Raw genomic sequence first — 19,151 nt, forward strand, 5'->3', positions numbered from 1 at the left:
AAAGACATTGGCGATATCATTTTTTCTATTCACAAACCTTTCCTGGATTTAATATATTGTTAGGATCAAATGCCAATTTGATATTTTTCATAAGTCCTACATATACAGGACCAAATTGTTCAAGCATATATGCTTTCTTAGCAAATCCAATTCCATGTTCTCCAGATACTAAACCCTTGAGCTCCCTTGATTTTTCATACATTGCTTCAAATACTTCTTCAATCTTCACTGACCATTCTTTATCTGTAAGCTCATCCTTTAATACATACACATGTAAATTACCATCACCTGCATGACCAAAGCTTCTTATTCTCACATCAAATTCTTTTTGAAGTTCATTAGTATATTTAATGAATTGCGCAACTTTATTTCTTGGAACAACAACGTCACATTCATCCATATCAGTTGTTGTTGCTTTAACAGCTTCAAGGAAAGCTCCTCTTGCAGACCAAACAGCCTCTTTTCGCTCATCTGTATCAGTTATAAATACATCAAGAGCACCTTCTTCAAGGCAAATGTTGGCTACACTTTCATAAGCTCTTTCTATTTCTTCTATGCTGTTACCATCAAAAGTTAATAAAAGATATGCATCTGACGAATTATCGGGGAATTTTTTTCCTAGGAATTCTTCAGCAGCAATAATAACTTCTCTTTGCATAAATTCTATAGCAGTTGGCGCAGATTTTGATTTAACTATCAAAGGTACTGTCCCTATTGCCCTGTCAAGATTTGGAAAAGGTATCAAGAGCGATACAGCTTTCTTAGGTAGTGGTATAAGTTTTAATATAATTTTTGTGATTATTCCAAGGGTTCCTTCAGATCCACATATTAAATCTTTTATGCTGTATCCAGTAGAATTCTTAACTACTTTCCCTCCAACATCAAGTATTTCTCCGCTTGGAAGCACTACTTCAAGGCCTCTTATATAATCTCTAGTAACTCCGTACTTAACAGCTCTCATTCCACCTGCATTTGTATTGATGTTACCAGCAATTGTAGCCGACTTTTCACCTGGGTCTGGTGGATAAAATAAATCAAACTCTTCAACGTATTTGCTTATTTCCATTAGAAGTACGCCTGGTTCAAGGGTTAATGTTAAGTTTTCTTCATCAATCTCAAGTATTTTGTTCATTCTGGACATATTTATCATGATTCCACCGTGAATTGGAACTGATGCTCCAACTAGTCCTGTTCCAGAACCTCTTGCTACAACAGGAATCATGTTTTCATTTGCATATTTCATAATCTTTGATACTTCGCTTGTTTCAAGAACCTCAACTAATACGTCGGGCATTTTGCTTATTCCACCCATCTCGTCATGGCTGAAATCATCATTTATTGCTTCTCCAGTAAACACCCTATCTTTATCTAATATTGACACTAAAAACTCTATATCCTTAGCATCAAGTTTTTTGTAATCCATAAAATTACCTCCTCGATTCTGAATTTAGTGTTTAAACTTAGTTAGTTTAAACACTAACTTACTTATTATCTATAACTCCTATTTAAAAGTTAACGTATACAATACCCAGCTCCTGAATTTTTAATATTTTCAATCAATTGAGGAACTATTTCATAAATATCTCCTACTATCCCATAATGAGCTACATTGAATATAGAAGCATTTTCATCTTTATTTATTGCAAATATACGCTCTGAACTATTCATACCAGCTGTAAACTGAACTGCACCAGAAATTCCAAGAGCTATTATTAGCTTTGGTTTAACTGTTCTACCAGAAAGACCAATTTGTTTCTTAGCATTAATCCAACCTGCTTCAATTGTTGGTCTTGTCCCAGCTATTTGAGCACCAAGGATGTCTGCTAATTCTTGAATCATAACCATATCCTTTTCTGATTTTAATGCCCTACCAACTGCAATGATTACTTCTGCATCTGAAATATTTTCTTCAACTTCTTTCTTTGTAACCTTTAATACTTCAATATTCGAATCGAGTTTTGCTCTATCCATTTCACAGATTGTAATCTTACCTTTTGCATCGCACTGTTTTTCAGGTGCATTCATAACCTTATATCTTACTGTTGACATTTGTGGTCTATTATTAGGACATACAATTTGAGCCATAATGTTACCACCAAAAGCAGGTCTTATCTGTACGAGGTCTGTATTTTCTTTCATTTTAAGTATTGTACAATCAGCTGTGAGTCCAGTTCTAAACCTTGCGGCTACTCTTGGAGCAAGAGATCTACCAATTGTTGTAGCTCCAACCAATAATGATGATGGCTTTACCTTGTTTACAAAGTCTTCAAATGCAGCTGTATAAGGTTCTATTCTAAACTCCTCAAACTCTTTATAATCGTATACAAAGACCTCATCAACTCCATAATGAAGCAATTCTTTAGCCTTTTCCTTTATGTTATAACCAATAAACACACAATATACTGGAAAATTAACAACTGCGGCAAGCTCCCTAGCTTTACCGATAAGCTCCATTGTTACAGGATGTATAACTCCTTCTACATGGTCAACATATACTCCTATACCCTTCCATAAACTTTTATCAACTTGCACGGCCTCTGTTTCAATAAATTCCATTACACCTGTTGGACCTTTTTTAACGCAAATCTTACACATTTTACATCCTGCATTAACTTCAATTTTATCATCTATGTATTCAATAGCACCAAAAGGGCAAACCTTTATTAATTCTTGAATATTTGAATCGTTTACTTTATCTTGGTTACAAATTAACTTACTCATGAAAATTCCACCCTTCTCTATACAAATTTTAATTCTTTAAGTTTTGCAGCTATTTTTAAACTAAGCTCTGCACCATTGCCTGTCCATGTTTCTCTATCATTATTTACATCTGGTGGAAATATTCTTTCTACCTGAGTTGGTGAACCGTTAAGTCCATATTTCTTTTCATCTTTATCTTCAAAATCGTTTAATGTTATCATTTTTATTTCTCTATCTTTTGTAGCTAATTTTTTCCTATAAGATGGAAGTCTTGGTTGAAATATATCTTTATCTACAGTTAAAAGACATGGAAATTGAATCTCTGCTACTTCAACAGTATTTGCCATATCCATTTCTACAATAATTGATTTTTCTTTTATTTCTATTATTTTTAAAACGTTTGCAATGTGAGGAATATTAAGATACTCAGCCATTTCTGGTCCTACTTGAGCAGTGTCTCCGTCTGTTGTCTGCTTTCCACATAATATAAGATCAAATTCTCCCATTTTCCTTACACCTTGTGAAAGTGTATAAGCTGTAGCAAGAACATCTGCTCCGGCAAACTTTCTATCAGATACGAGTGCTCCTTCATCTGCCCCCATCATATATGCTTCGCGAATTACATCATTTGCTTGTGGTGGTCCCATAGTTATAACCTTAATTACCCCACCTTTTTCTTCCTTTATTCTAAGTGCTGTTTCTAATGCATATAAATCATAAGGATTCATTTTTGAATCTACACCATCTCTTTTTAAAACACCTGTAACTGGATCTACTTCAACTTTTGAAGTTCCTGGAACTTGCTTTATACAAACTAAAATTTCCATATGTGCTCCTCCATTCTTTTTATAGAAAATCTAAAACTCATTAATGGTAAGATGGTCTGACCATCTTTTAAATCATAATAACACACTATTGAAAATATTTCTACTATTATTAATTAATTAATTAAATAACAATATTTATTTTATTCAAAAATTTAAAAGCGAGGGTAATATTTGTTATTACTCTCACTTTTTGCTTTGGACAAAATTATATGTTTTGAAATCATTTTATTTTACTCATATACCTATTTGCAAAATCTAAATGTTCCCGCATTGCTTTTCTAGCATCAGCTGAGCTATGTTTTTCCATAGATAAATATATCTCATTGTGCTGAGAAAAAAGTATTTCTTTATTTTCTGGGTCAACTAATATTAATTTTCTTGCATCCTTAATAAAATGATCTACAAGCGTTGAAACTGTTTTAAGAATGTTAAATACTAAAACATTGCCCGAGCACTCAGCAATCTTATAATGAAACTCTTTATCAATTTCAACATTAGTATTCTCGTCCGCACAATTCATAAATCTTTGAGTAAGCTCTTTTAACTCTTTTAGTTGTTCACTGGTTATCCTATTCGCAGCAAGGCCTGAAGCCTCAACCTCCACAATCTTTCTAAGCTCCCATATCTCTTCTGGATTGCTTCCCTCTAACATAAACATAATTGATAGCGGTTCAAATAATTTATCTTGAAAATTTGCTTTTATATAACTACCTTCTCCTTGTCTGCACTCTATAAGTCCAATGACTTCTAATGTTCTAAGCGCTTCACGGATAGAAGCCCTGCTTACCTTTAATTGCTCCACTAAATTCCTCTCTGAAGGAAGTTTGTCACCCTTTTTAAGCGTACCTTTATCAATCATATTTTTTATTTGATCTATTACCTGTTCATAAACTTTTGTGTTTTTTATTGGACTAAACATTTTGTTCCCCCTGTATATTTCTGCAAATAGTTAAATATAAATTTTACATTTTTATCTATTACGCTTCTTCTAATATTCAAAACCCGCACAATACATTTTATTCAAATTCCACATAATATATACATTATAACATAATATATGTATTGCAACGTAATAATTATAGTTTCATAATACTTCAAAAAATTTCTTAATAACTATATATAATTGTGGATTGGCATAATAAACATCATCAGAGTAGATTAAAAAACCGACAAGACTCATACAGTCTTATCGGTTAAATCATCACCTTCGTAGCTGCTCATCATCTTGGACGCTGCAAAATTAATCTTACAGTTTAAATTTTGAACCATGCTATTCAGTTTTCCCGCTAATTTGGATTGATTTTTAGAAGCAAAGCCTTCTCACATAAATTTTTAATGCGATAGCCTTTAATTTCAGTATTTATGGTTGAAAAATAGAAGGACATCCCCTTATTTGACATAATTGAATGACAACAAACAAAAACCAAAAGGGATGTTCTTTATGAATATAATTATAACAAAAAATTATACTGAAAAACAGTTTAATTTAATAAATTTTTTATTATTTTTATTATAATCCTCAATAATTAAAAATGCCCTTGAACCATTATTCAGAGAACTAAAATTAATTTTATTTTGTTCAAAAAATTCTATATATTTTTCAGATGGTTTTTTATCTGTTATAAGATAATCTATATCGATTAATTTACTGGACAGTCAAAAGTTTTATTAAATTAAGAAACCTTTAGTTCATGGCTAAAACAAGTCTCTGACTGCTTTTGACTAATTATTTGAGGTATGATAAATCGACTATTTTTAGCAATATGCAGTTGCATGCTTTTTATATTTTTTAGTTTTGGCATTGATTTACACCAAAATTGATAATGAAATCCACCAATAATTTGTTTGAGTTCTCTAAAAGTACATTCTATTTTGAAACGATAACTGTATAAACTTATAATCGTTTTAGCTTCTAAATTAAGATTTGTTGATACTAATATAGAAGTTATACCATTATATATAACAAATACAAATCTTAATTCTTGATAAAGTGTTTGACCCCACAGTAAATCAAGGCATAGATATTTTACATTCTGCTCTTTACCATACAACATCATTGTAGCTTCAATAAAATCATTCTTTTGCTCGTAAAAAGATCTTTCAGCGTAATTTTCTCACCTTTTTTACGGGGTCCTCCATTTCCAGTATATGGAGCTAGGTCTTGTATATGCTACTGCTGTTGATTTTGCTTTTGTAACAATATCTAGTAACATACCTTTAGTCTTATTAAGTTCTGCAATCTTTATAAGTGCTGTTTTAGATAGGAAATATCTATCTAAAAGCAAAAGGGATTTACCCATGATTTCAGCTGCATCAAAACCATTTTTAATCATTTGGACTATATGAGATCCTTCCGTTTCATCAGACTTGTCCCACTTGCGTATAGCTTTAACACCATCATATCGATGTTCTCCTTTCTGTTTAAGCAACTAAAAGGATACTACATTTTTAGTGATGGGTCTATTATTTTTTTAAAACTTTTGACTGTACCCGTGCTCTATACTAACTTATCTTTTCTTGAGTTAATATTTTATTATCTATTCTAATTAAATTGTTACAATGCTTTGACACATACTCATCATGTGATATTATATATATTATCTTATTTTTAGATTCATTTAATATTTCGTTTAACATTTCTTCTGATGTTGTTTTATCAATGGAATTTAGGGTTTCATCTATTATAATAACATCTGGATTCTGTATAAATAGTCTAGAAATAGCTATTTACAAAGGTAGATTTTCCACATCCAGACTTACCGCTTATATAAGTTATATCTCCAATTTTATTATGAAATGAACCTTTTTCTATTAATATATTATCAAATCCTATATTATTTAAATACCTTTTATACTTTTTATTGTTTTTAATCTTTCATTTCCATCAACTCTATATTTTTAAAAAGTTCATCTTCTATAAAATTAAAAACGCCTTTTACATCTCTTAAATTAACATTTATTTGAGTAACTTTCTTTACTTGCTCAAATAATATAGAATTAATTAAATTTATAAAAACAAAATCTGATAATCCAATATATTTATTTATATATATATACTGCATAAACGAATGTAACATTTTGTAAAATACATACAATAAAATCTAGTATAAGTGAAATTTAGCTAGCATATTTATTTACATAAGTATTTTCTTTTTCAATATTATTTAATTTACTTCGTATAAATGATTGTATTCCATTTAAATTTCCTGTTTGTTTTATATAATCTACATTTGAAGTAATAGATAATATATCCGTAAAATTTTTAGCACAAACTTTTTGTAACTTTTCAGATTTTGATGCCAATATCGAGTTTAACTTTTTATAGCCTAAGATTTGTATCAATGCTAATGCTAGATAAATTATAAAGATTATTTTACTAACCGTAAATGCTAAAATTAATGCTACTACTATTGTTAATGTACTTACTATAATATTAGATAAAGATGACACTAATTAATCTGTTAATGTATGCAAAGCACTATTAATTCTTTCCACTAAATATGTGGGTTCTAATAAATTCAACTTTTCATACTTCATTTTAAACATTTGTTTATATAAGAATTCACCTTCTTTAACTCTAAAGTTAAACCCAAAGTTTGATTGTATTTGTATTAAAAATAATTTGGTTGCATATGATAAAATAAAAATTATAAAAAACAATACTATCGATGAATTCAATTCTTTTAAAGTAGAGTATTTGTCTAAAGCTTCTTTTAAAATTATTGGTGCTCCTAAAGTTAAAGCTACTGAAATTGCTATTAAAAAAGTATTTTTGATCAAAAAAAGTATATATTTTTTTTCTAATAATTTTTTATACTCCATAATTATATCCTTCCTTCATATTATTTTTTAAAACTAGTACCTTTTTATATAATTCTAATTGATTAACATAACTACATACAAATTTTGAATTGCAATTATTAACCGTAGCTCGTTGGCAATGGTTAATAACTTCAAATTCATAGGTCTTATTAAGAAGCATTACCACCACTACCACTTCCTGAACTTATTCCACATAAGCAACTCACAACTTCTAAATTTTCTTCTATTTCTAGGACTTCAATAATTTTCATTTTATTCACACCCAATAATAATTAATATAAAAGCGATATCATATTTATATTAACACATATATTTTTAAAAACATGTCATATATCACATTTTTTCTCATACATATTGCAACACTTTACTTTATTTTACTGTAACAAAACTCCCTTTTTCAATAAAATAAATTATAAATATGTTTATAGTTTGCTTAATTTACTTATTTTCATTGATTAAAGGATGCAAATGTTGTCAAACAATAAAATTTATAAAATAATATATTCAGAAAGTAAAAATCTCTTGTGATTTGAATATTGATCACAAACTAGATACGCCATGTCTCATGTTCTGTTAAATTCCTTTATGAACTAAAGTATAGTATATGCCTCTAAAATTATTATTAGGGTTAAATATCTGTTTTTGTAGAAAATATGCAAGATTTCAATATTTACTTCACTAAATCTGGATATTACACTAACATAAATAAAGATCAGAAATTTTTATAATTTCTAATCTTTGTTTGAAAATATACTCTTAACGACATTTCAGAAACTAAGAATATTTTTGAATTTAGACCTAGTAAAACAACTCTATTCTTCCACTTTCACAGCTCTGCCTTCTAATAAAGATTTTTTTGCAGCAAAGGCAATTAAAACCGGCTTTAGCCCATCTATCCCTGTAACTGCCGTTTCTTTATTTTCTTTAATTGCTTCAAAGAAATCTTTCAATTCAGCTATGAAAGAATCCTTATATCTTTCTAAAAAGAAATATTTTGGTTTATCACTAAATACGCCTTCTGATGTACTTAAAACTGCTGAACTTCCTGTATCATTAGAAACAGTTATTCCACCTTTTGATCCAAAAACTTCTACTCTTTGATCATATCCATAAACAGCTTTCCTACTATTATCTATTACACCAATTGCTCCATTTTTAAACTTTAAAGTAATAAGTGCTGTATCAACGTCTCCCGCTTCACCAATTGCTGGGTCTACTAATACCGCAGCAGCTGCATATACCTCATCAACTTCGCTACCAGATAAATATCTTACCATATCAAAATCATGAATAGTCATATCTAGGAACATTCCACCAGATACTTTAGCATACTCAGCTGTTGGGGGTTCAGGGTCTCTTGAAGTAACCTTTATTATATGTGGATCACCAATTTTACCAGCTTGAACCATATCTCTAACTGCTTTGAAATTATGGTCAAATCTTCTGTTAAACCCAACTTGAAACTTAACTCCTGCCGTCTTTACCGCATCTAAAACAGCGTGAATTCTGCCAAGATCATAATCAATTGGTTTTTCACAGAATATATGCTTACCAGCTTTTGCTGCTTCTATTGAAATTGGCGAATGCGTATTTGTTGAAGAGCAAATAAGTATAGCATCTATTTCTGGATCATTTAATATATCATGATAATCGCTATAAACATTTTTAATACCAATAGAATGTGCCCAAGTTTCTATTTTATCTGCAAATACATCTGCTATAGATTTTACTTCAACGCCGCCGATGTTATTCACTAAATTTTCCGCATGTAATTTCCCTATTCTCCCCGCACCTATAATTCCAACTTTAATTTTTGTCATTTTATAATTCCTCCTTTATATTCCTGCTTTTTCTTTAATAAAGTTTCTTGCATTTTTTGCATATTCAAATGGATTTGCGAGTGCTGGGTCTTGTTCTGCTTCTACAATAAACCAACCCTCATAGTTATTTTCATCTAAAATCTTGAATAATGGTTCAAAATTAATCATCCCATCACCAGGAATAGTAAATACACCTGCTTTTACTGCATTTAAGAAACTCATATTTTCCGCTTTAACTCTACCTAATACTTCTTTTCTGATATCTTTCAAATGAACATGCTTTATTCTACTTATATATTTTTTTAACACCGACTCTGGATCTACATCAGAGAATGTTAAATGACCTGAGTCAAATAATAAATTTACAAGACTTGGATCTGTTAATTCCATTAATTTATCAATTTCTTCAAAAGTCTGAACTCCTGTACCCATATGATGATGAAATACTATTTTCATATCTTTTTCTGCAGCTAGCCTTCCAAGTTCTTCTAATCCTGAGGCCAATAACTTCCACTCCTCTTCATTAAATATGTGTTTTTTTGTTAAAACCGGTGTATCCATCTGTCCCTGTATGCCATAACCTTGTTCTGATACAACAATTACCTTCGCTCCCATTTCACAAAGAAAATCTCTGTGTAATTTGAATGCATCTACTGTTTCTTGTAACGGTTTTGTAGTTAAAAAAGAACTAAACCATGCGCTGGCAATATTCATGCCTCTTAATTCTAATGCTTTCTTTAAAATTTTAGTATCTCTAGGGTACTTATTCCCCACTTCACTACCAGTAAATCCAGCTAGTGCCATTTCACTTATACATTGTTCAAAGGTGTTTTCGCAACCTAGCTCTGGCATATCATCGTTTGTCCATGCAATTGGTGCAATTCCAAGTTTTACTTTATTTGATTTAAACATTTTTATATACCTCCGTTATATGTTATTTAAGATTTTCTAAGATTTTACAAATAAAATCTCCTACTTCAGACGTAGAAGCCTTTCCACCTAAATCCGCAGTCAATCTTTCCTTATTTTTCAATATTTCTTTAATACCATCCATAACCCTAGCACTTAGTTCTGTTTCTTCAAGGAATTCCAGCATCATTTGAACTGTCCAGACCATAGCTATAGGATTTGCTAACCCTTTTCCTGCTATATCTGGTGCTGAACCATGAACTGGTTCAAACATTGATGGATACTCTTTTTCAGGATTTATGTTGGCTCCCGCTGCAAACCCAAGCCCTCCCTGTAATACGGACCCTAAGTCTGTTAAAATGTCCCCGAAGAGATTGGAAGCAACTACAACATCAAAGATTTCTGGTTTTTGAATCATAAACATGGATATAGCATCTACATGATAGGATTCTGTACCAATTTCAGGATATTTTGACGAACTTTCTTTAAAAAGCTTATCCCAAAACACCATACTATAATTTAATGCATTAGACTTTGTTACACTAGTAACCCTGTTGAACTTATTTCTTTTTTTTGCCAATTCAAAAGCATATTTCATCACCTTTTCTGTGTTTTGCCTTGTAAATACAGCCGTTTGAATCGCCACTTCATCCTCTTGACCTTCATTAAATATTCCGCCGATTCCTGCATATTCGCCTTCCTTATTCTCACGGACAAATATCATATCTACGTCATCGCAACCCTTGTTTTTTATGGGACATTCCACATTTGGTAGTAATTTTATTGGTCTTAAATTAATATATTGATTAAATCCTTGTCTAATTTTTAAAAGTAGGTCTCTAAGTGAAATATGATCTGGTACACCTGGATATCCAACAGCTCCAAGCAGTATTGCATCATACTTCTTTAGTTTTTCTAATCCATCATCATCCATCATTTTCCCATGTTTTAAATAATACTCACAACCCCAGTCAAAATGATCATATTTAAACACTACATTTCCATATAAACTAGAGACTTTATTTAAAACTTTAAGTCCTTCATCCATTACTTCGTTACCAATCCCATCACCTGGAATAACTGCAATATTATATTCTTTCATTATCAATTCCACCTCTTTAATATTTTCTAGCTTTCTTTATTCCTGCTTGCATATCTTCATAAGCTTTTTGAATACTCTCTTTTTCTGAAACCTCCGAGACCCCACATCTCCACCAGGATTCATATCCATCTGTCATTGTTTTTGGTAATACTTTAATATCAATTAAAGTTGATACTGTTTGCTTTCTAGCCTCAACAATCGCTGCTCTTAATTGTTCTATAGTTTTAACTGTATATGTTTTACAACCATAAGCTGCTGCACTCATAGCAAAATTTATTGGTACTAAATCACCATCTAATTTACCTGTTTCTTCATTTCTAAATCTAAATTCCGTCCCAAAGCTTCCCATACCATTACCCATTTGTAAATTATTAATACATCCAAATGCCATGTTGTCTAATACAACAACATTAATCTTTTTCTTTTCTTGTATAGAGGTTGGTAGCTCTGAATGTAGCATCATATAAGAACCATCCCCTACAAATGTATATACTTCTTGATTTGGTGCTGCAAGTTTTACTCCTAAAGATGCATTTACTTCATACCCCATACATGAATATCCATATTCCACATGATAAGTATTCGGTAATTTAGGTCTCCAAACTCTTTGTAAATCTCCTGGCAAACTCCCTGATGAACCAACTATAATTGCATCATCAGCTAACATTTCATCAAACACTCCAAGTACTCTTGTTTGGGTTAAATAAGATCCTGTTTGCTTTCCAAACTCTTGTAACACATGATCAAGATGCCCTGATACTTCTGGAATAAATCCTTCACCTGTATACTCTAAACTGAATAATCTATTTAATTCAGCTGTCCATTTAGCTTTCGCTTCTTTAATTTCTGAGGAATATGCTGATTTATAGCCTACTTTTATTAATTTTTGTATTATTGCTTCTAATCCTACTTTAGCATCTGCTACTACTTTTACTGCATCTAATTTATACGCATCAAATTGTGCTACATTTATATTTAAGAATTCTACTTCTGGATTTTGAAATAAAGCTTTAGATACTGTTGTAAAATCTGTATATCTAGTTCCCACTCCTATTACTAGGTCAGCTTCTTTAGCAATTATATTTGCTGCATAATTACCCGTTGTTCCTATTCCACCTAAATTCAATTGATGATTCCATGCTATTGCACTTTTTCCTGCTTGGGTTTCCCCAAAAGGTATATTAAATTTTTCTGCAAATTGCTTAAATGTATCTGCCGCTTCAGAGTATCTCACCCCTCCTCCACATATAAGTATTGGTTTCTTCTTTCGTGCGATCAATTCTAATGCGTCTTGAATCATTTCTTTAGTTGCTGGTCTTCTCTCTATCCTGTGTACTCTTTTTTTAAAGAAAGATTCTGGATAGTCATAAGCTTCCCCTTCAACATCTTGAGGCAATGATAATGTAACTGCCCCTGTATCCGCAGGATCTGTAAGTACCCTCATTGCATTTATTGCTGCACTCATTAATTGTTCTGGTCTTACTATCCTGTCCCAATATCTACTTACAGCTTTAAAAGCATCATTTGTACTTATACTTAAATCATGAAATTGTTCAACTTGCTGAAGCACTGGATCCGGCTGTCTACACGCATATACATCCCCCGGCAAAAATAGTACTGGAATTCTATTTGCTGTAGCTGTCGCCGCTGCCGTTACCATGTTTGCAGCGCCTGGCCCTACTGATGAGGTTACAGCATATATTTGTTTTCTATGCATCTGCTTGGCATATCCCATTGCTGCATGAGCCATCCCCTGTTCATTTCTTCCCTGATGAACAATTAAATCACCAGGCTCTTGTTCTAAAGCCTGTCCTAAACCTAGTACATTTCCATGTCCGAAAATTGTAAATATACCTTTAACAAACTTTTGCTCATTTCCATCAAATTCTACATATTGATTATCTAAAAATTTAACAAGTGCTTGTGCCATTGTTAACCTTATAGTTTTCATGCACTCACCTCTTATATTATTTTATTTATCTGGCCATATTTTAGCATCTGGATCCGTTACCCAAAGATGCTCTGGAACAAAGGTTGGAGTAATATATGGATTACCATCTAAATGCCTTATTACCCAAAGATAATACATTGCATAGCCAGGTGCTGTTATTTGAGGGTGTGTAACACTTTCCAAAATCTTTACAGTATCATTTTGTCTTAATTTCACAGCCTCTTCTCCTAGTTCTGAGAACCCATATCCATTTTCCGGATTGAATTTGTAATAATATATTTCTGGTTGTGGATGATAGTGTGGTGGATAACTTGACCACTTTCCTGGGTGATCTATTACTTCTCCAATTACTAGGTTTGAATCCGGTGAATTTGATTTGTCAAACACTGTTCTTACAGTTCTTGTGGAAGCTTCTTTCATAGTTCCTTTTCCACGTTCTTCACTTCTACATTCTTCTTGAGTATATAATTTTGATGAAAATATCTTATCATTAGTTGTCTTTGTAACAGCTATCTCCGAATCCTCTGATACTCCTGTTATTATTACTTCGACATTTTGAGGTACATGTAGAACCCAAGGATCTTCATCAAAGCAATTAGTTCTTTTAGCAGTTTCTTTATGACCATCCCACTGAAAAGTTACCTCTCCTTTAACTAGCAAGTAAGCCCTTTCCTTAAGATCTGTATTTTTTTCTATTCCAGCCTTAGCTAATCTTAGTACACCAAAATCCATCATTGTATTATGTTGTATTTCCTCCATAGTAGTAATGGCAGTATATCCATATAGAAATTCTCCATTTTGCCTTACTTTAATCATATTTACACCTTCTTAACAATTATTTTTTCTAAATATAGCTTTTTTAGCTTTTATTATAATTTCCTCTGCTGTTAATTCAAACTTTTCTCTTAAATAATTCACAGTACCCACTTCTCCAAATAAATCCTGTACACCCACTCTTTCTAATGGAACTGGTATATTTTCCCCAAGTACTTCTGCTACTGCAGAACCCAAAGCATTTATTATGCTATGATTTTCAGCAGTAACAACTGCACCGGTTTCTTTTGCACACTTTATTACTAATTCCTTATCTATTGGTTTTAAAGTAAACATATTTATTACTTTGGCTGAAATCCCTTGCTCTTCTAGCTTTTCAGCTGCATCTAGTGCTTCCTTAACCATGATTCCTGTTGAAATAATTGTTACATCCTTACCTTCTTTTAATGTAACTCCTTTTCCAATTTCAAAAGTAGAACCTTCTTCATATATTTTCACTGCATTTTTTCTAAGCAATCTTATATAGAATAATCCATATTTTTCTGAAGTTTGGACTAATAAATCTTTAAGCATAACTGTATCAACGGGCTCAAGAATAGTGATATTCGGAATATTTCTAAGTATCCCGAGGTCCTCAAAAGGCATATGAGTTCCCCCATTAAATGCAGCTGTAATTCCAGGATCACTTCCTACTATTCTTACATTTAATTTTGAATATCCAACGGATAAGAAAATTTGATCATAGCATCTTCTTGATGCAAATGGCCCAAAAGTGTGGGCAAAAGGAATTAACCCAGTAGCTGAAAGTCCTGCTGCAACACCAATCATATTTGCTTCTTGTATTCCAACATTAAAAGTTTTCTCTGGATATTTCTCTGAAAATGGCATCATTCCCATTGAGCTCATTAGATCTGCATCTAAAACAACAACCTTATCATTTTCAGTAGCTAATTTAACTAAGGTTTCACAATAAGCATCCCTCATTGCTAATTTTTCTGTTTCATGCTTTTCAGCTATACGTACTATACTCATGATTTCACCACCTTATTCATTTCAACTTGTAACTCTACTAGACCTTGCTGCATCTGTTCTTTGCTAATTGTCACATGATGATTTTTTTCTTTTCCTTCTACAAAAGAAACACCTTTCCCTTTTATTGTATCTAGCACTATTACTGATGGTTTTCCTTGTAGTAGTTTTGAAGCTTCTATTGCTTCATAAATTTGTTCTACATCACTACCGTCAACATCTACTGCATGCCAGCCAAAACTTTCAAATTTAGCTTTAAAATCAAGGGTGTCATGAATATTTGCAGTGAATCCATCTAGTTGTTGCTTATTATTGTCAACGAAAGCAATCAAATTATCTAACTTTCTAAATCCCGCAAATGACACAGCTTCCCAAACTTGTCCTTCTTGCGACTCTCCATCTCCTAATATAAGATATGTAAAATTATCTTTTCCACTATATCTATGCCCTAAAGCAACTCCTACAGAAGTGGATGCTCCTTGACCGAGTGATCCTGTTGTCATATCTATACCTATTGTAAGATTTCTATCACAATGACTTGGGAAATGAGTGCCTGGTGTATTTAAAGTCAATAATTCTTCAATTGGGAAATATCCCTTTAATGCAAGGGCTGCATAAATTGCCGGACCTGCATGACCCTTTGAAGATACAAGCCAATCCCTTCCTTCCCATTTAGGATTTTTAGGATCAATTTTCATTATGCCACCGTATAGCACTGCAAGTGTATCAGCTATAGATAATGCTCCTCCCAAATGACCAAATCCAAGTGTCCCCATAGCCCTCACTGTTTCTATTCTGATGTTTGTAGCAAGAATTTTTAGTTCCTTAACTTTTTCCTTACTTAACATTTCACACCTCCATAAAATTTTTATTGAGATTCTTTTTCAAACGCTTTTTTCATTGCTTTTATTAAAGGCATTTCTTTTCCAGATAAGAACTGAACCATTGCACCTCCGGCTGTACATACATAACTTATATCTTTTAGAGATATAAACTTTTGCGCTGCACTTACCGTATCTCCTCCGCCAATCACAGAATATCCACTTGATTTTGCAATAGCCTTCCATATTTCCTTTGTTCCATTTTCAAAAATTTCTTTTTCATAAACACCCGCCGGTCCATTTACAAAAATCGTACCGGCTTTATTTATCTCTTTCACAAATACTTTAATTGTCTTTGATCCAATATCTAAAAGCGATTCTTCTATTGGTAAATTTTCTATATCAATTCCTAATCTCTGTCCACCTTTTTCATAAGCTAAATCTGATGGAAAAATAATTTTATCTGGATATTTGGTTAAATACCCTTTTGCGGGTTTTACAAACACATCTAACGATCTATCCTTTATAAACTTTTCATTTACTTTCCCTATAGACTGCCCACTTGCCATAAGCATTATATTTCCGATTACTCCAGATGCTAAAATTTTATCTGCGGTGCCGTTTTCAAGCACCTGCTTCATCATGCCAAATGCATCTGATATCTTGGCTCCCCCCAGTACAAAAACTGATGGTTTATCAGGACATTTCATTACCTTTGTAAGTGCCGAGATCTCTTTCATCATTAAAAGTCCACCTGCTGTGGGTAACAATTCCTGAAAAGCTACCATTGATGGTGCATTTCTATGTGCTGCTGAAAAAGCATCATTAACATAATAATCTACAAGTGGAGCTATATTTCTAATCAAATAAGTATTTAGCATCTGCTCAGGTTCTAACTTAACAACATTTTCAAAAGTAGAAACTTCTTCTGTTAAGTAACGTAAATTGCCAAGTAAAACTACTTCTCCAATCTTTAAACTTTTGATTGCCTCTTGCGCTGCTGGCCCTGCAACATCATCAATGTATTTAATATTAATTCCCAATTTACTCGAAAGCTTTTCTGCATGTTCAGCCATAGGAATTAAGTTTTCATAATCTAATGTATCTCCTTGATGCGCTATAATTACCAATTTAGCCTTTTGCTCTAAAATATATTTAACTGTTGGAATGCTCATATTAATTCTATTTTCGCTTATTATTTTTTTTGTATCAATGTTGATTGTAGAGTTAATATCAAGTCTTAATAAAACTGTTTTTTCTCTATAATCAAACTCATCCATACCTTTTATTTCAAATTCTATTTTTCCATCCATTTTCCCATCCCCAAATACATGTTTGTCTTTCCAACTGCTTCTAATCTATCTGACTGCATTCCTGTTGCTGCACGAATTGCATCTATATTTTCAGGGATTACTACTGCTTCTTGTGGTACATTAAAAGCAAACATTATGTCATTACCAGACTCTACTATTGAATCTTCCCAAACAGCAATTTCGTACATGTCTCCTTTTGGATTTCCTAAATCTCTTGCATATCTAAACAAAGATGCATTTCCAAGGAATCCTTCATCAATACTTACCACTCTAATTCTTGGGTGTTTTCTAAACATTTCTAAAAGTTCTGCTTTATTTGTCTTTTTCTTAGTGGTTGCAACAACTGTAATGATATGACCATGTGTTACAGGTGCCTGCACTAAAATTCCAGTTGCACTTACATGAGGCATAATTGTCATTAAGTCCAATGCTTGATGGCTTGGTGCCTTATCAATTTGAAGTGCATTAGTAAGTCCTCTATGGTAATCTCCTGGATCTGCAACTCTTCTTATAATCGTAATTGCAATTTTTTCTACTTCTATTTCTCTATCCATACAATCTATTGCACGAATCAATCCTGTTGTATTGCAAGAAGTAAGTTTTAAAAATTGTTTTCCTATTCCTTGTTCAAAGTTTGCATAACCATGGAAGAATACATCAGCTACACTGTTACTTTCTCCACCTTGAAATATTGCCTTTTTATTATACTTTTCATATATTTTTTTGTTTTTAGCCCCCACTCCAGCACTTGTAGCATCTAACATAATGTCTACCTTTTGAACTAATTCCTCTAAAGTTCCAGAAACTTTAATTCCAACCGCCTCAAAAACTTTATCGTTTCCAGGAATTGCATTATAAAGATCATATGGCATGCCTTTTTCTTTTAATGCTCTTACAGCAAGTGTTGGGGCAACATCTGCTACCCCTACAAGTTCCATATCCTTTTGCAGCGATACTCCATCTGCTAATCTTTGTCCTATAACACCGTACCCAGCTACTCCAACTTTTATCATTGTAAATTCCTCCTACTTTTTATTTCCTTTTAATAAAGATGACCCTACAACTTTTATACTACTACTTTAACTTTTTTTGCAGCTGAATTTCTTATAACATCAACGTACACTGCTCCAATAATAACTAACCCTATAGCAACAATTTGTATATCAGGTGAAACCCCTAAAAGATTTAATCCATTTCTCAAAACTGCCATAATCATTGCTCCGATCAAAGTTCCACCTACAGTACCAACGCCTCCCATAAATGAAGTTCCGCCTATAATGCATGCTGCAATAGCATCCAAATCAAAGTCTAATCCCCCAAGTGGAGAAGCTGAATTTACTCTACCTACCATTACAACCCCTGCAAGTGCAGCCATTAATCCACATAGTGTATAAACTAGAATTAAAGTTTTATCTACATTTACACCAGATAATTTTGCTGCCTCTTTATTTCCTCCGAGTGCATATATATGCCTTCCTTGCGCTGTCCTATTTAAGAATATATAGAAACCTAAACAAACAAATATAACTAATATAAAGCTGATTGGAATAGGTCCTATTGACCCCGCGCCTATATATTGTATGGATTTAGGAAATCCTGAAATTGGTGATGCTAAAGTAATAATAAGTGCTAAACCTCTTGCAACATTTTTCATTGCTAACGTAGAGATAAACGGATGTGGTAACCTTAATTTAGTAAGTAACACGCCGTTCATTAATCCTAAAAACGTTCCTGTAGCCAAACATATTAATACACCTAAAAAAGGATTCATATTCCAATTAACAATTGACATTCCCATAAGGCAAGTTGATAACGCCAATATAGAACCTACTGAAAGATCTATTCCGGCAGTTAATATTACCAGAAGCATTCCCATTGAAACTAAACAATTAATTGAAGATTGGTTTGCTATATTCATTATATTCTTCACCTTTATAAAGTCTGGTGACAAAACTGAAAGAGCCAAACAAAGTAATATTAATCCTAAAAGAGGGCCAAATTTTTCCGCTGTTTCTTTCAACTTGTTTTTTTTACCTACTGCGAATCTTTTGGACTTTTCACTGTTTAAATTTACTTCACCCAT

General features: G+C 32.3%; 20 protein-coding genes. All 20 read right to left on the minus strand.

What is annotated here, in order from left to right:
* Positions 1 to 25 precede the first annotated feature (25 nt).
* Positions 26 to 1,423: an FAD-binding oxidoreductase gene (locus tag ACWJJT_RS07130; RefSeq protein ID WP_462956507.1), complete on the minus strand. Its 1,398-nt coding sequence runs from the start codon at positions 1,421 to 1,423 to the stop codon at positions 26 to 28.
* An 89-nt stretch (positions 1,424 to 1,512) separates the two neighbouring features.
* Positions 1,513 to 2,721: an electron transfer flavoprotein subunit alpha/FixB family protein gene (locus ACWJJT_RS07135; protein ID WP_462956508.1), complete on the minus strand. Its 1,209-nt coding sequence runs from the start codon at positions 2,719 to 2,721 to the stop codon at positions 1,513 to 1,515.
* A gap of 17 nt (positions 2,722 to 2,738) precedes the next feature.
* Positions 2,739 to 3,527, minus strand: a complete 789-nt coding sequence (locus ACWJJT_RS07140; RefSeq protein WP_216303162.1) for an electron transfer flavoprotein subunit beta/FixA family protein — start codon at positions 3,525 to 3,527, stop codon at positions 2,739 to 2,741.
* A gap of 220 nt (positions 3,528 to 3,747) precedes the next feature.
* A complete protein-coding gene (locus ACWJJT_RS07145; protein WP_216303163.1) occupies positions 3,748 to 4,446 on the minus strand; it encodes a FadR/GntR family transcriptional regulator in 699 nt (232 codons plus the stop codon).
* 754 nt (positions 4,447 to 5,200) lie between these two features.
* A complete protein-coding gene (locus tag ACWJJT_RS07150) occupies positions 5,201 to 5,584 on the minus strand; it encodes a hypothetical protein (RefSeq protein ID WP_462956509.1) in 384 nt (127 codons plus the stop codon).
* 66 nt (positions 5,585 to 5,650) lie between these two features.
* On the minus strand, positions 5,651 to 5,956 hold the full coding sequence (locus tag ACWJJT_RS07155) for a hypothetical protein (protein ID WP_462956510.1): 306 nt from the start codon (positions 5,954 to 5,956) through the stop codon (positions 5,651 to 5,653).
* Positions 5,957 to 6,394: 438 nt separating this feature from the next.
* The gene (locus ACWJJT_RS07160) at positions 6,395 to 6,604 is read right to left on the minus strand and encodes a hypothetical protein (protein ID WP_462956511.1); all 210 of its coding nucleotides are present in this window, start codon (positions 6,602 to 6,604) and stop codon (positions 6,395 to 6,397) included.
* Positions 6,605 to 6,644: 40 nt separating this feature from the next.
* Positions 6,645 to 6,977: a hypothetical protein gene (locus tag ACWJJT_RS07165; protein ID WP_462956512.1), complete on the minus strand. Its 333-nt coding sequence runs from the start codon at positions 6,975 to 6,977 to the stop codon at positions 6,645 to 6,647.
* A gap of 3 nt (positions 6,978 to 6,980) precedes the next feature.
* Positions 6,981 to 7,349, minus strand: coding sequence for a hypothetical protein (locus ACWJJT_RS07170; RefSeq protein ID WP_462956513.1), 369 nt, complete (start codon positions 7,347 to 7,349; stop codon positions 6,981 to 6,983).
* Positions 7,339 to 7,509 carry a hypothetical protein gene (locus ACWJJT_RS07175; protein ID WP_462956514.1) on the minus strand — a complete coding sequence of 57 codons (171 nt, stop codon included), beginning with the start codon at positions 7,507 to 7,509 and terminating at the stop codon, positions 7,339 to 7,341. The genes ACWJJT_RS07170 and ACWJJT_RS07175 overlap by 11 nt, the downstream gene beginning before the upstream one ends.
* 652 nt (positions 7,510 to 8,161) lie before the next feature.
* The gene (gene iolG / locus ACWJJT_RS07180; RefSeq protein ID WP_462956515.1) at positions 8,162 to 9,169 is read right to left on the minus strand and encodes an inositol 2-dehydrogenase; all 1,008 of its coding nucleotides are present in this window, start codon (positions 9,167 to 9,169) and stop codon (positions 8,162 to 8,164) included.
* 15 nt (positions 9,170 to 9,184) lie between these two features.
* Positions 9,185 to 10,081 carry a myo-inosose-2 dehydratase gene (gene iolE, locus ACWJJT_RS07185; protein WP_462956516.1) on the minus strand — a complete coding sequence of 299 codons (897 nt, stop codon included), beginning with the start codon at positions 10,079 to 10,081 and terminating at the stop codon, positions 9,185 to 9,187.
* 22 nt (positions 10,082 to 10,103) lie between these two features.
* Complete coding sequence (locus ACWJJT_RS07190; protein ID WP_462956517.1) at positions 10,104 to 11,180, minus strand: tartrate dehydrogenase; 1,077 nt, start codon at positions 11,178 to 11,180, stop codon at positions 10,104 to 10,106.
* A gap of 16 nt (positions 11,181 to 11,196) precedes the next feature.
* Positions 11,197 to 13,131: a 3D-(3,5/4)-trihydroxycyclohexane-1,2-dione acylhydrolase (decyclizing) gene (gene iolD, locus ACWJJT_RS07195; protein ID WP_462956518.1), complete on the minus strand. Its 1,935-nt coding sequence runs from the start codon at positions 13,129 to 13,131 to the stop codon at positions 11,197 to 11,199.
* Between the two features lie 21 nt (positions 13,132 to 13,152).
* A complete protein-coding gene (locus ACWJJT_RS07200) occupies positions 13,153 to 13,947 on the minus strand; it encodes a 5-deoxy-glucuronate isomerase (protein ID WP_462956519.1) in 795 nt (264 codons plus the stop codon).
* Between the two features lie 12 nt (positions 13,948 to 13,959).
* Positions 13,960 to 14,937 (minus strand): transketolase family protein, encoded by a 978-nt coding sequence (locus tag ACWJJT_RS07205; protein WP_462956521.1) that lies wholly within the window; start codon positions 14,935 to 14,937, stop codon positions 13,960 to 13,962.
* On the minus strand, positions 14,934 to 15,782 hold the full coding sequence (locus ACWJJT_RS07210; protein WP_462956522.1) for a transketolase: 849 nt from the start codon (positions 15,780 to 15,782) through the stop codon (positions 14,934 to 14,936). Before ACWJJT_RS07210 ends, ACWJJT_RS07205 begins: the two co-directional genes overlap by 4 nt.
* Before the next feature lie 20 nt (positions 15,783 to 15,802).
* Positions 15,803 to 17,068 carry a phosphoglycerate kinase gene (locus tag ACWJJT_RS07215; protein WP_462956523.1) on the minus strand — a complete coding sequence of 422 codons (1,266 nt, stop codon included), beginning with the start codon at positions 17,066 to 17,068 and terminating at the stop codon, positions 15,803 to 15,805.
* Positions 17,053 to 18,081 carry a type II glyceraldehyde-3-phosphate dehydrogenase gene (locus ACWJJT_RS07220; RefSeq protein WP_462956524.1) on the minus strand — a complete coding sequence of 343 codons (1,029 nt, stop codon included), beginning with the start codon at positions 18,079 to 18,081 and terminating at the stop codon, positions 17,053 to 17,055. Before ACWJJT_RS07220 ends, ACWJJT_RS07215 begins: the two co-directional genes overlap by 16 nt.
* A gap of 53 nt (positions 18,082 to 18,134) precedes the next feature.
* Complete coding sequence (locus ACWJJT_RS07225; protein ID WP_462956525.1) at positions 18,135 to 19,151, minus strand: ABC transporter permease; 1,017 nt, start codon at positions 19,149 to 19,151, stop codon at positions 18,135 to 18,137.

The organism is Clostridium sp. CM041 (genome assembly GCF_055081035.1).